Here is a 12,500-nt window from a genome sequence, read left to right on the forward strand (position 1 = left end):
ATATTATGGTTTTTCCATGGAGCACATAAGAAATGGTGATTTATTGTTTAAATTATAGTGTATTAAATAAAAAAATATAGCCAAAAATTAATATAGGAATTATAATAAATAGGTATACTATTGTTAACAATAGATATAACAAAGGGGGGCACAAAATGAAAAAAGTTAAAATAGCACTACTAGGATTGGGGAATGTTGGTCGTGGTGTTTGGATGATTTTGAATTCTAATAAAGAAGAAATCATGAAAAGATGCGGATATGAAGTTGAGGTTGTAAAAGTTCTTGTAAGAGATAAAAATAAACCAAGAGGTGTAGAGATTCCAAATGAACTTGTAACCACAAATTTTGACGAAATTTTAAATGATGAAAGTATTAAAATTGTTGTTGAAGTTATGGGGGGAATGGAGCCTGCTAGAGAATATATGCTTAAATGTATGGATAAGAAAAAGCATATCGTAACTGCAAATAAAATGCTGCTTGCAACTGGTGGAGATGAACTTTTTGAAAAAGCAGATGATAAAGGGATAATGTTTAATTATGAGGCTAGTGTGGCAGGAGGAATTCCGATTATTAAAGGAATTGATGAAAGCTTAACTGCTAATAAAATAGAAACACTTTATGGAATTGTAAATGGTACAACAAATTATATTTTAAGTAAAATGGAACTTGAAGGTGCTGATTTCGATGATGTATTAAAGGAAGCACAAGACAAGGGTTATGCAGAAGCAGACCCAACATCAGATATTGAAGGATATGATGCTCAATATAAATTAGCAATACTTGCATCATTAGCCTTTGGATCAAAAATTGATGTAAATAATGTATATAGAGAAGGTATTACTAATATTAAAGCTGTAGATATGAAGTATGCAAAAGAATTTAAGATGGGAATCAAACTACTTGCTATTGCAAAGGAAGTTGAAGGAAAGGTAGAACTTAGAGTTCATCCAACAATGATTCCTAAAAAACACCCACTTTCAAATGTTTATGATTCATATAATGCTGTATTTATAAGAGGTAATGCTGTTGGAGATTTAATGTTTTATGGAAGAGGTGCAGGTGATCTCCCAACAGGTAGTGCTGTAGTAAGTGATATTGTATCGATAGTAAGAAGTAATGTTGAAACAGAAAACCCTAATCCAGTAGTTAAGAATAACTTATGGAAAAGAGAAATTTTAGAGTTAGGTAATATCAAAAGCAAGTATTATATTAGAGCAACAGTATTAGATGAATCTGGTGTGTTAGGAGAAATAACTGCAATTCTTGGAAAGCACAATGTAAGTATACGTTCAGTAATTCAAAAAGGTGACGAAGAGGATGGGCAAGTAACTATTGTATTAGTTACCCATAAAACTTTTGAAAATAAGATTGAAAGTGCAGTAAAAGAAATTAAAGATTTAAAATCAGTTCGTAATATAGATAATATAATAAGAATTGAGGATTTTAAATAATTTGAGTAGTAAATAGAACAAACACTATCATCAAAAGTGAAAATAAAAAATATTAAGAGTAAATATTGAGTTTTGATGAAAAATTTGTTAGAATAGATTTAGATAAGAGATAACGGGGTCTCAAAGTATGGCCGCATTATCTCTTTTTTTGTTTTATACGAATGTTGGAATTCCTATTAAGCCCCCAAAAGGTGTATTTCTAAATGATCAATTTTGCCTTGCCATGGCAAAATTGATCATTTATATAATATAGTTTCCACATATTAATACTATATTATTGTTGAAATATTACCTTTTAATAATATATGGATCACTGTATTTGGATAGCTTCAAAATACAGTGGTTTTTTATGTTTATAATGTATCAGTTTAGCAAAAATAGATATTGTAATTTAAATTGGCATGTGTTATAATGAAATAGTTCTGAGAAGGACATAATTTATACAAGATTTATTTATTTTAAAATTTCTCCATAAGAGAAAGATTATTTAACTAAGTCTTAAAATTGGAGGAATTGAAAATGGAAGATAAAACATTAGTATGTAAAGATTGTGGAAAAGAATTTATATTCACAGTTGGAGAACAAGAATTCTACAAAGAAAAAGGTTTCGAAAATGAACCAGTAAGATGTGGAGATTGTAGAAGAGCTAGAAAGCAACAAAACAACAGAAGATAGTTTCTGTTTGAAGATTAAGCTATAAGATTTATTCTTATAGCTTTTTTATATTTTAATAATTAATATGATCACTTCTAAAGCCTTCTCGTTTGACTGAATGTTTCTTTCTATTTGGATTGTGATTGTTATTTTCTTCAGTTATTGGAGTTTGATAATTACATTTCTCCATTCTTGCTTGTTTGTTATCTGGTTGGCTATCTTTTGTCATAATACTAATCTCCTTTAAAATAAATTTATATAATAGTTTTTTGCTTTTTGAACTAAAAATATTCATTTTTATATTAACCTTTGATGGGAAATATACAATATGATAAAGAATTAATGAGAAAAAAATAGAAAAATATGGAATTATTATGCTTGATATTATTTATTGTGTATTGTAAAATTAAGGAAAAGAATGCAACATAAGGAGGTTGTTAGCGTGAGGGGGCATAATAGAAAGAGCATAAAAAGTGACAGAAGAATAAATAAGAAAAATGAAATATTGATGATAGAAAAGATTTTTTCCTATAACCCAGAGTTGTTAAAAGGTATTGAGGTGTATAAAGACGCAAATAGAAATTTCATGCTTTTAATATTCCTTGGAGCCTTGCTAATTAATTTTCCTATAATTTCAATACCATGCTGTACATTGGCTATATTTTACATTATAAAAATGTTACAGTATATTAAATATAATAGTATAAATAATGTAGTGAAAATTTTAGCTAAGGATTTGGCTTTTAAAGGAATATATGATAGAGAAAAAGTTGAGGATATGCTTTATGATTTTAGGACTAAATATGGGGAGGATGTTAATGAATATACAGAATTAGTAGATATGTTAAGAAAATATGATTCTTTTATAAATAAGATAGATAGTGTATTAAAAAACATTAACATTAAGGAAAAAGAACGTTATGAAGACAATTTGAATATATCAGATAAAAGTAATACATTTTTATCTGAGAGAATAAAAAATATGCAAAATCATAAGAAAACTCTATTTATAAGTAGGAGATCATATAATACATGCAATGAATTAAATAATCAATTACCTGTATTTTATGAAAAAGAAGATGGTCAAATAAAGATGGTAAGTAAAGCGATAGATTTTTTTGATAATGAAGATAGTAATTGTTACAATAAAGAAAATGCAATTGTGCTGAAAGATACTAATAAAGAAAATAAAAATCTCACTGTGTACTTATATAAAAAAAGCTCACCAATCTTTGAAAAAAATGCATTATGATAAATTGATTTAAAATAAATTAAATCAACTCTTGTTATTTATTGAAGCCTTGAGGGTTTTAATACTAAATAGGAGTTGTGTTTTTTTTTGTTTTATAATAAAATCTAATAGGCAAGTAAATAGAGTTTGTTTTAAATTTATGTTATTAATATATATTATTATGTATTAAGTTAAGATGGAGGAAGATATGCAAGACGTAATGGTAATAGGTATCGCTGGAGGAAGCGGGTCTGGAAAAACTACTTTGGCTCAAAATATTAAGGAAGTTTTTAATGATGAAATTGTGATTCTTTGTCATGATTATTATTATAAGTCAAATGAAGGTATTCCGTTTGAAGAAAGAAAAAAGCTAAATTATGATCATCCTGACTCTTTTGATACTGACCTTTTAATTGAACAGTTAAAAAAATTAAAGGAAAATAAAGTGATACATCATCCTGTTTATTCATTTGTTGAACATACAAGAATGAATGAAACTATTGAGGTTAAACCTGCAAAGGTTATTATTGTTGAAGGAATATTAATTTTTGAAAACAAGGAGCTTTGTGATTTAATGGACATAAAGGTTTTTGTTGATACAGATGGAGATGTACGTATAATAAGAAGGCTATTAAGAGATGTTCAAGAAAGAGGAAGAGATCTAGACTCTGTTATAAATCAGTATTTAAGTACTGTTAAACCAATGCATGAAGAATTTGTTGATCCAAGTAAAAGGAGAGCAGACATAATAATTCCAGAAGGTGGAGAAAATACCGTAGCGTTAGAAATGCTTTTAGAGAGAATAAAAAATTTTATTAAATATTAATTGATTTGTACATATGGGCAAGCTTGTTAAAATAAAGTCTTGTGAATATATTAAGGCCTGTTGTGTTTATACGCAGCAGGCCTTTTGTGATTCGTAATTTGATTTTTTACGAAAAATATTATTGTTAAATTTAAAAATATACAGCAAAGTAGAAAAAAATATCTATCAATAATGTCTATATTTAGCACTAAAATTCTAAAATGCATGAAAATGGTTAAAAAACAGTGAATTTCTCAGCAAATACAAGATTATTTATGAAAAATAAGGAAATGTGATTTGCCATAATCTAGAATGTAAGTTAAAATTATAGAGGTTAAAATTATTTAGGGGGTAAATAAAATGAAAAATTTTAAAAAAGTTTTTTCAGTCGTTTTAGTTTCTTTAATGGCTGTAATGGTATTAGTTTCTTGTGGTCCAAAAGTATCACCTGAAGACACTACTAAAATTTTCTTAGATGTAGTTTTAAAGGATGATAAGACTAATATGGACAAAATCGGTATAAAGGAAAAAGATTATACTGACTTTAAGAAAGAAGAAGATACAGCTATTGATGAAAGTTTTAAAGCTTCAGGAATGGACAGCAGTATATTAACAGATGATGTTAAGGCTACTTTGAAAAGCAATATATTAAAGGGACTTTCTACATTAACTTATGAAGTAACACCAGTTTCTTCTGAAGGTAATAAAGCAACAGTTACTGTAAAAATAAAACCTTTTGATATGGAGAAGATTGTTAAAGATGGACAAAGCAAAATTATGGAAAAGGTTTTAGCAAATCCATCTATGTCAGAAAAAGAAATTTATCAAGAAGCATTTAAGATTATTGGTGAAGCAATTGCAGCAGGAACAGTAAAAGATCAACCTAAGTCTGTTACAATATCACTAACAAAAGAAGGTAATCTTTGGGTGCCAAGTGAAGATGATGTAAAAAATATTATGACAACAGTAATGGCAGGATAATAAATAGAACTATAATGTGTGTCCTAAAGTAATTTTGTGTATTACTTTAGGACTTTTTTGTTTTGTTATAAAAAAATGGATAGACAAGGTGAAAAGTTGGAAAGTTTAAAATAAAATGTTAATATAGATAAGAAAGCAATATTTTTACGAAGAGGAGAAAGTAAAGATGAACAAGATTCAAGGAATAATTTTTGATATGGATGGAGTGATAATAGATTCTGAAAGAATTTCTTTTAAGTGTTTTCAAGAAGTTTTTAAGGAATATAATTACGAAATTGATGAAAAGTTTTATTTAAAGGTAATAGGAAGAAATTATGCTGGGATAGAAGATATAATGAAAAAGGAATATGGTGACGATTTTCCATTTGAAACAATTTATAGAAAGAAAGCAGACTTAGCATATGAAGTTACTGATAGAGACGGTGTAATAGTAAAGCCAGGAGTACATGAATTAATGGACTATTTAAAGGAAAATGGCTATAAGATAGCAGTTGCTACTTCTACTAGAAGAGAGCGAGCACTTCAATTGTTAGAAGAGGCTAAAGTTAAAGCTAAAGTTGATTTTGTGGTTTGCGGTGATGAGGTTGAAAATTCTAAGCCAAATCCTGAAATTTTTTTAAAGGCTGCAAAAGGTCTTGGAGTTAAAGCTGAAAAATGTATTGTAATTGAAGATTCTGATGCTGGAATAACGGCTGCTCATGCTGCTGAAATGATTGGAATACATGTTCCTGACATGAAACAATTAGAAATTGAAACAAAAGCTTTAGCCTTTAAAGTTTGCAAAAGTCTCTTTGAAGTGAAGGAATACTTAGATGAAGTTGGAAAAAATTGAGTTTTGAGATAAGGAGAATTTAGATGTATACAGCAGATTATTTCGTAAAACAATTAGACATGATCCCGCATCAAGAAGGTGGATTTTATAAAGAGGTTTATGATTCAGAAGATAATGTGTCCGTTGAAAATATAAACGAACCACGAAAGCTTTGGACTACTATATATTTTTTACTTAGAGATGGTGAAGTTTCAAATTTTCATAGATTAAAATCTGATGAAATGTGGTATTATCATGCTGGTTCCTCTTTGACTATTTATATGATTAATCCAGAAGGAGAGCTTATAATAGAACAGCTTGGACTAGATATTGAAAATGGGGAAAAACCTCAAGTATTAGTTCCAAAAGGATATATATTTGGTTCTGCAATGAATAATAGTGGCTATGCTTTAGTGGGGTGTATGGTTGCACCAGGATTTGAATTTAAGGATTTTGAGTTATTTGAAAGAAATTATTTATTAGATAAATATCCAATATTTAAAGAAATTATTTTAAAATTAACAAGATAGATTATATGTTCTAATTGTCAATGTTCGATTATTAATTGTAATTAGTCCTGAAATCATTTTAGGATTTCATAAATAACGATGCATAATTGTAATTAGAACTTACATAATTATAAATATTAAAAATGCGCTTCAATTCATTTTGAAACGCATTTTTAATATACCTGCGATTTTATTGATATATCATTTTAGGTTGGATTACTTTAGGATCATAGCCGTTATCAATAAGGGCTTTAATGATAGCTTCTTTATGATCGTGGCCAAAAGTTTCCATTGTAATATCTAGTTCAACAGCATTATTTCTATTTATGCTTACAAATTGATTATGATCAAGCTTTATTATATTTCCTTGAGCTTCTGCTATTACTTTTGATACATTTGTTAATTCTCCTGGCTTATCTGGAAGTAATACTGAAACACTGCAAATACGCTCTCTCTCAATTAGTCCATGTTGGACTAAAGATGCAAAAGTTATTACATCCATATTTCCACCACTTATTATAGAAACAACTTTTTTGTCTTGTACATTTAAATGTTTAAGTGCAGCAACTGTTAATAAGCCTGAATTTTCTGCAAGCATTTTATGATTTTCTAACATATCAAGAAAAGCTCCAATTAACTCGTGATCTTCAATAGTAATGATATCATCAAGATTTTCTTTTATAAAAGGAAAGATTTTAGAACCAGGAGTTTTTACAGCTGTACCATCTGCTATAGTATTTACTAAAGGCAAAGTAACGACTTCTCCAGCCTTTATAGAAGCTTGCATACAGTTTGCTCCGGCAGGTTCAACTCCTATTACTTTTATATTTGGGTTAAGAAGCTTTGCTAAAGTTGAAACTCCACAAGCTAATCCACCACCACCAATTGGCACTAAAATAATATCTACCGTTGGAAGTTCTTTGATAATTTCCATTGCAATAGACCCTTGTCCAGTAGCAACATCTAAATCATCAAAAGGATGAATAAAGGTATAGCCTTCTTTTTCAGCAAGCTCTAAAGCATAATTGCAAGCTTCATCATAAACATCCCCATGTAAAATTACTTCTGCTCCGTATGCTTTAGTACGATTTACTTTCATAAGAGGTGTTGTGGTTGGCATAACTATTACAGCTTTAGTGTTATACTCTTTAGCAGCATATGCAACCCCTTGAGCATGATTCCCAGCAGAAGCTGTGATAAGGCCTTTGTTTCTGTCTTTTTCGCTAAGAGTACTTATTTTATAGTAAGCACCTCTTATTTTATAAGCACCTGTCTTTTGCATGTTTTCAGGTTTGAAGTAAATTTTATTCTTTGTTATATCTGAATAATAATCGCTATAAACTAGTTTTGTTTTTAGGATTACTTTTTGTACAACTTCATATGCTTCTTCAAACTTATCTAATGTCATCATTTTATATTGCCCCCTTTTAGTTAAAGATAACTATTTTATCTCAATATTTTTATGATAACATGTCAGTATTTTATGTCAAGAGACTCTTTTTGTTAATGCTGAAATTTGATAAAGGAAAATATACCGAAAGTTAACTAGAACTATAAGATTTAATAAAAGGGCAGTAAATAATTTTTAATGAAAATTATTTACCGCCCAAAGTTAACTAATGACCTTTATGTTTTTTTAGTTTTTTCTTTCTTTTTAAATCAAATTGTCTTTGTTCCTCCTGTTCTCTTTGATCTTTGGATTTTTTCTTGTGTTCAATTTTACATTTTTCATGTTGTAATTGCATAGCTATTTGAGCTTTAGTACTAATTCCTTTTGTAGAAGTTTCTTTTTGAATGCTTCGTTGCAGTCTTTTGGGATTTTGTCTTTTTTCAGTAAAACTGTTGTTAACTGATATTATTGGATGGCTAAAGTTTAATGAGTAAAACCTTTTTAATATAAATTCATAAGTTTGTTCATCCTTTGGCTCCGCTCCAAAAGTAATCTTGCATACTTTGTATTCATTAGCTTCATTAATTTCAAAGATGCCAATCCAAAAAGGTTCTTGAAAAAGAACGGTTAATTTGATTTGTGAAATCATAGTTAAATTCCTCCTGTTTGTATAAAATTCACAGAGAATGGACAACCCCAGGAGGGCAGGTTACTGCTATATTTAATTATAGGTTCTGACTACCAACAGAAACTGTGTTTTTATCTCTTATAAATAATTATAACAAAGAATAGCATTAGTGAAAATAAAATTGAAACTTAAAAATTGCTTTTTATATATAGATATCAAAAGCAAGAATTAGACATATGAGGAATTTACCGAAATTAAACACATATTTATTACAGCGGACTAATGAAATTTTCGCTGGATGGGTTCTAAGTGGAAGGTTGCACCCATTTCTGCATGTTCCTAAAATGAATTTATGACAAGCAGAAAGTGGAACAACCTTCTGCTAATAACCATCACAGCTTAATTTCATATGCCGCTTGCACAAATATGTATCTAATTTCTAGTGTAGTGTTACGATTATAATTTCTCAATAATGCATGTATATTCCATTTATAAGTTTGATTATTCATTTGGATATCTATATACTTAGGAGAAGCACAATGTACTTTTATTTCTAGTTATAATTATAGTGTTAGTATAGAAAAATAGCCTTGACTAATAGTAGTCAAGGACAAATTTTTAGCAGCGTAAATTAAAAGTTAAAGCTTTAATAATTTTGCTACATTGTTACCTAAAACAGCATCTTCAACATATGAATCTTTACATACTTTTCTTACTGCATCTAATGATAACTGTAAATCCCCATAAGGCATGTCCACACCAAAGATGCATTTTTGGGGGATATCATTTATAACAATTTTTAAAACAAGGGTGGAGAAATATGCGGATGTATCTAGATATAAATTTGGAATTTCCTTTGCAAGTTCTATTGCTGTCATCCAGTTACTTCCGCCTAAGTGTCCGAGTATTACAGGTATATCAGGATAAGCCTTGCATAATGCCGCTATATTTTTTATATCCTGCAAAACTAGAGGATTGAAGCCATGTATCCAAATTGGTAATCTTCCGAAGTTCATGGAAGCTTTAAAAATGATGTCTAATAATTTTACTTGTCCGCTTGCAGGAGTAAATTCGCCTATGCCTGCAAGTTTGTTGTTTGCTATATTTTCTCCAATAAATAAGTTAGTTTCATTTTCGTTCACTCCTAAGGGGACATTTCCAAAGCCAATATATCTGTCTGGGTAGCTTTTAATAACAGTCATAAGTTCCTCTATAGATTTACGTTTAGTGTATATTAATGAAGGGCTTTTTCCTCCCACAACATCATTTAACTTTTTCATTTCTATTTTTAATTCTTTAAGATCTTTAGCATTTTCAGGATGTACTGAAGTAGAAAAAAGTATTGTTTTATTGACTCCAGCTTTGTTCATTATTTGGATATGTTTTTCAGCTGGCAAGATTACATGCGAATGTCCATCTATAATCATTTATATCATTCCTTTTTATATAATTGTATTATCATAAGGCCTTATAAGTACATTATACAGAAGTTGTAATTTTGTGAAAGTATGCACTTTTTTGTGCTATACTATCATAAAGGAGAGTGTCAGAAATGGAAAAGCTGTGTTATGTCAGTAATAAAGAACCTTTTGAATATACTTTATCTATAGTAAGTGGAAAATGGAAGTTGAAAATTATTTATTTACTTGCATGTAGTGGAACTTTAAGGTATGGGGAATTAAAGAAGAATATTGAAGGAATTACCCATAAGATGTTAAGCTCCCAATTAAAAGAATTAGAAAATGAAAATATAATATTAAGAAAAGAATATCCTCAAATTCCTCCAAAAGTTGAATATTCTTTAGCACAAAAGGGTCAAAGTCTTATTCCTATTGTTAGAGATATGTGTAAGTGGGGGAAGGAAAATATATAAACGTGAAAAAGACATTAATAATATCTATTGTTATTACTAATGTCTTTTTATAGTTATAATTATGATTTTATACAATACATCGTGTTTTACACAATTTTTGTTGTCCAATCTTCACAATTCCAAGTTTCAGTGATTATATCCCTATAAAATTCAGGTTCATGTGAAACTAATAGGATTGTTCCTTTATATTCTTTAAGGGCTCTTTTTAATTCATCTTTTGCATCGACATCTAAGTGGTTAGTAGGTTCGTCTAAGATTAATATATTTGTTTCGTTATTAATGATTTTGCAAAGTCTAACTTTTGCAGCTTCTCCACCAGATAAAACTCTTATTTGCGATTCAAGCTGTTTTGTTGTAAGGCCGCATTTTGCAAGAGCAGCTCTTATTTGATATTGAGTATATCCAGGGAATTCCTGCCATACCTCTTCTATACATGTATTTGTATTATTTCCTCTATCTTCTTGTTCAAAGTAACCTATGTATTGATAATCTCCAAGATGAACTTCTCCGCTTATTGGTTTTATTTGTCCAAGTAAGCTTTTAAGTAAAGTTGATTTACCAAGACCATTAGCTCCAACTAAAGCTATTTTTTGTCCTCTTTCCATATATAAATTAAGAGGTTTTGTAAGAGGAGAGTCATAGCCGATAACTAAATCTTTAGTTTCGAATATAGCTTTTCCAGAAGCCCTAGCAGTTTTGAAAACAAATTCTGGCTTTGGTTTTTCCTTTGAAAGTTCAATTATGTCCATTTTATCAAGCTTCTTTTGTCTAGATTTTGCCATATTAGCTGTAGCAACATTTGCCTTATTTCTAGCAACAAAATCTTCAAGTCTAGCTATTTCTTTTTGTTGCTTTTCAAAGGCAGCTTCTAATTTTTCTTTATTTATTGCATATATTCTTTGAAACTCATCATAATCTCCAACATATCTTGTAAGTTTTCTTTCATCTACATGATATATTAAATTTACTACTGAATTTAAAAAAGGAATATCATGTGAAATTAAAATAAAGGCATTTTCATATGATTGAAGATATCTTTTAAGCCATTCTACATGTTCCTCATCAAGGTAGTTAGTAGGCTCATCTAAAAGTAATATATCTGGGGATTGTAGTAATAACTTACCTAGAAGGATTTTAGTTCTTTGTCCTCCAGATAAATCATCTACATCTCTATCTAAACCTAAATCTAGAAGTCCAAGTCCTTTTGCAACTTCTTCAACCTTTGGATCAATTACATAAAAACCATTATGGTCTAACATATCTTGAATTACGGCTGTTCTATCAAGCATTTTAGTTAATTCATCTTCAGTACAATCGCCCATCTTTTCATATAAAGTATTCATTTCAGTTTCTAAATCAAAAAGATATTTAAAGGCGTCTCTTAATGCATCTCGTATGCTTTGACCTTTTTCTAAGGCTGCATGTTGATCCATATAACCAACTCTAACATTATTAGACCAAATAACATCGCCTTCATCAGGCATAAGCTTTCCAGTTACTATATTCATAAATGTTGATTTACCTTCACCATTAGCACCAATAAGACCAACATGTTCTCCCTTTAATAATCTAAATGAAACTTCTTCGAAAATAGCTCTATCACCAAATCCGTGGTTCATATTTTTTACAGTAAGTATACTCATTAATATCCTCCTTGAATAAAGTTATGATTAATTATTAATTTTTAATTACTAGTAAAAATGATCAATTATAAATTCCAATTTAACTAACTTTCTTTATAACTGAAAATTACACACTGCTAATAGTTTAAATGATACAAAGCTACTATGTCAAAATAAATTTTAATAAGATAAAAATATTATAGTTTTATATTGTAAAAGACTCGAAAAATAAAATTTTTATAAATAATATTCCTATTTTGGGGCAAACTTATAGCATAAAATTTTTAATAAAGTTTTGGAATAATAAATATTTTACGAGAGGAGAAAAAATAATGGAAGAACTAATTAAAGGAATAAAGGAGAAAGCAGAAAAGATGAAAGGTGAAATGAAAATACTAATGGTAGATATGGGAGATGAAATAAGATCCTTTAGAGATATTATGAAGGAGAAAACAGGGGAAATAAGTAATGAGATAAAAAAGATTATCAGATAAAGATAAAAAGATAGTAAATGTTTTGAAAGGCATTATTACTATCTTTTTTCA

At 29.0% G+C, this 12,500-nt stretch carries 14 protein-coding genes; 9 read left to right on the forward strand and 5 right to left on the reverse strand.

Going from position 1 to position 12,500, the window contains the following annotated elements; all coding sequences use genetic code 11:
* Window positions 1-155 precede the first annotated feature (155 nt).
* Both L3B98_RS06065 and L3B98_RS06070 read left to right on the forward strand, forming a co-directional pair.
* Window positions 156-1,451 carry a homoserine dehydrogenase gene (locus L3B98_RS06065; RefSeq protein WP_238915970.1) on the forward strand — a complete coding sequence of 432 codons (1,296 nt, stop codon included), beginning with the start codon at window positions 156-158 and terminating at the stop codon, window positions 1,449-1,451.
* A 519-nt stretch (window positions 1,452-1,970) separates the two neighbouring features.
* Entirely contained in the window at window positions 1,971-2,126 is a 156-nt protein-coding gene (locus L3B98_RS06070; protein ID WP_238915971.1) for a zinc-ribbon domain-containing protein, read from the forward strand.
* Between the two features lie 52 nt (window positions 2,127-2,178).
* On the opposite strand, the gene L3B98_RS06075 is transcribed toward L3B98_RS06070, so the two are convergent.
* Window positions 2,179-2,334 (reverse strand): hypothetical protein, encoded by a 156-nt coding sequence (locus L3B98_RS06075; protein WP_015392683.1) that lies wholly within the window; start codon window positions 2,332-2,334, stop codon window positions 2,179-2,181.
* A gap of 213 nt (window positions 2,335-2,547) precedes the next feature.
* Between L3B98_RS06075 and L3B98_RS06080 the strand changes: the two genes are divergently transcribed.
* The 5 genes from L3B98_RS06080 to L3B98_RS06100 all read left to right on the forward strand — a co-directional run bounded on the left by L3B98_RS06080 (window position 2,548) and on the right by L3B98_RS06100 (window position 6,463).
* Entirely contained in the window at window positions 2,548-3,357 is an 810-nt protein-coding gene (locus tag L3B98_RS06080; protein WP_238915972.1) for a hypothetical protein, read from the forward strand.
* A gap of 187 nt (window positions 3,358-3,544) precedes the next feature.
* Complete coding sequence (udk, locus tag L3B98_RS06085; protein ID WP_015392685.1) at window positions 3,545-4,162, forward strand: uridine kinase; 618 nt, start codon at window positions 3,545-3,547, stop codon at window positions 4,160-4,162.
* A gap of 339 nt (window positions 4,163-4,501) precedes the next feature.
* Entirely contained in the window at window positions 4,502-5,122 is a 621-nt protein-coding gene (locus L3B98_RS06090; RefSeq protein WP_015392686.1) for a DUF5105 domain-containing protein, read from the forward strand.
* 166 nt (window positions 5,123-5,288) lie between these two features.
* The gene (locus tag L3B98_RS06095) at window positions 5,289-5,954 is read left to right on the forward strand and encodes an HAD family phosphatase (protein ID WP_238915973.1); all 666 of its coding nucleotides are present in this window, start codon (window positions 5,289-5,291) and stop codon (window positions 5,952-5,954) included.
* A 23-nt stretch (window positions 5,955-5,977) separates the two neighbouring features.
* On the forward strand, window positions 5,978-6,463 hold the full coding sequence (locus L3B98_RS06100) for a cupin domain-containing protein (protein WP_238915974.1): 486 nt from the start codon (window positions 5,978-5,980) through the stop codon (window positions 6,461-6,463).
* Between the two features lie 169 nt (window positions 6,464-6,632).
* On the opposite strand, the gene ilvA is transcribed toward L3B98_RS06100, so the two are convergent.
* The 3 genes from ilvA to L3B98_RS06115 all read right to left on the reverse strand — a co-directional run bounded on the left by ilvA (window position 6,633) and on the right by L3B98_RS06115 (window position 9,887).
* Window positions 6,633-7,853, reverse strand: a complete 1,221-nt coding sequence (ilvA, locus tag L3B98_RS06105; RefSeq protein ID WP_238915975.1) for a threonine ammonia-lyase — start codon at window positions 7,851-7,853, stop codon at window positions 6,633-6,635.
* A 205-nt stretch (window positions 7,854-8,058) separates the two neighbouring features.
* On the reverse strand, window positions 8,059-8,481 hold the full coding sequence (locus L3B98_RS06110; RefSeq protein ID WP_238915976.1) for a YjdF family protein: 423 nt from the start codon (window positions 8,479-8,481) through the stop codon (window positions 8,059-8,061).
* Window positions 8,482-9,098: 617 nt separating this feature from the next.
* Complete coding sequence (locus tag L3B98_RS06115) at window positions 9,099-9,887, reverse strand: amidohydrolase family protein (protein ID WP_238915977.1); 789 nt, start codon at window positions 9,885-9,887, stop codon at window positions 9,099-9,101.
* Between the two features lie 125 nt (window positions 9,888-10,012).
* On the opposite strand from L3B98_RS06115, the gene L3B98_RS06120 reads away from it, so the two are divergent.
* Window positions 10,013-10,333 carry a helix-turn-helix domain-containing protein gene (locus tag L3B98_RS06120; protein ID WP_238915978.1) on the forward strand — a complete coding sequence of 107 codons (321 nt, stop codon included), beginning with the start codon at window positions 10,013-10,015 and terminating at the stop codon, window positions 10,331-10,333.
* A gap of 86 nt (window positions 10,334-10,419) precedes the next feature.
* On the opposite strand, the gene L3B98_RS06125 is transcribed toward L3B98_RS06120, so the two are convergent.
* Entirely contained in the window at window positions 10,420-11,976 is a 1,557-nt protein-coding gene (locus tag L3B98_RS06125) for an ABC-F family ATP-binding cassette domain-containing protein (RefSeq protein ID WP_015392695.1), read from the reverse strand.
* Window positions 11,977-12,287: 311 nt separating this feature from the next.
* Between L3B98_RS06125 and L3B98_RS06130 the strand changes: the two genes are divergently transcribed.
* On the forward strand, window positions 12,288-12,449 hold the full coding sequence (locus tag L3B98_RS06130) for a hypothetical protein (protein ID WP_015392696.1): 162 nt from the start codon (window positions 12,288-12,290) through the stop codon (window positions 12,447-12,449).
* Window positions 12,450-12,500 lie beyond the last annotated feature (51 nt).

The sequence above is a fragment of the Clostridium sp. YIM B02555 genome, from assembly GCF_022320955.1.
GTDB classification, from domain to species: domain Bacteria; phylum Bacillota; class Clostridia; order Clostridiales; family Clostridiaceae; genus Clostridium; species Clostridium saccharoperbutylacetonicum.

What these genes read in the sequence shown, in the direction of transcription:
- ilvA (WP_238915975.1), bottom strand. Translation starts at nt 7,853, where the DNA reads ATGATGACATTAGATAAGTTTGAAGAAGCATATGAAGTTGTACAAAAA.
- udk (WP_015392685.1), top strand. Translation starts at nt 3,545, where the DNA reads ATGCAAGACGTAATGGTAATAGGTATCGCTGGAGGAAGCGGGTCTGGA.
- L3B98_RS06110 (WP_238915976.1), bottom strand. Translation starts at nt 8,481, where the DNA reads ATGATTTCACAAATCAAATTAACCGTTCTTTTTCAAGAACCTTTTTGG.
- L3B98_RS06115 (WP_238915977.1), bottom strand. Translation starts at nt 9,887, where the DNA reads ATGATTATAGATGGACATTCGCATGTAATCTTGCCAGCTGAAAAACAT.
- L3B98_RS06120 (WP_238915978.1), top strand. Translation starts at nt 10,013, where the DNA reads ATGGAAAAGCTGTGTTATGTCAGTAATAAAGAACCTTTTGAATATACT.
- L3B98_RS06125 (WP_015392695.1), bottom strand. Translation starts at nt 11,976, where the DNA reads ATGAGTATACTTACTGTAAAAAATATGAACCACGGATTTGGTGATAGA.
- L3B98_RS06090 (WP_015392686.1), top strand. Translation starts at nt 4,502, where the DNA reads ATGAAAAATTTTAAAAAAGTTTTTTCAGTCGTTTTAGTTTCTTTAATG.
- L3B98_RS06095 (WP_238915973.1), top strand. Translation starts at nt 5,289, where the DNA reads ATGAACAAGATTCAAGGAATAATTTTTGATATGGATGGAGTGATAATA.
- L3B98_RS06130 (WP_015392696.1), top strand. Translation starts at nt 12,288, where the DNA reads ATGGAAGAACTAATTAAAGGAATAAAGGAGAAAGCAGAAAAGATGAAA.
- L3B98_RS06100 (WP_238915974.1), top strand. Translation starts at nt 5,978, where the DNA reads ATGTATACAGCAGATTATTTCGTAAAACAATTAGACATGATCCCGCAT.
- L3B98_RS06070 (WP_238915971.1), top strand. Translation starts at nt 1,971, where the DNA reads ATGGAAGATAAAACATTAGTATGTAAAGATTGTGGAAAAGAATTTATA.
- L3B98_RS06065 (WP_238915970.1), top strand. Translation starts at nt 156, where the DNA reads ATGAAAAAAGTTAAAATAGCACTACTAGGATTGGGGAATGTTGGTCGT.
- L3B98_RS06075 (WP_015392683.1), bottom strand. Translation starts at nt 2,334, where the DNA reads ATGACAAAAGATAGCCAACCAGATAACAAACAAGCAAGAATGGAGAAA.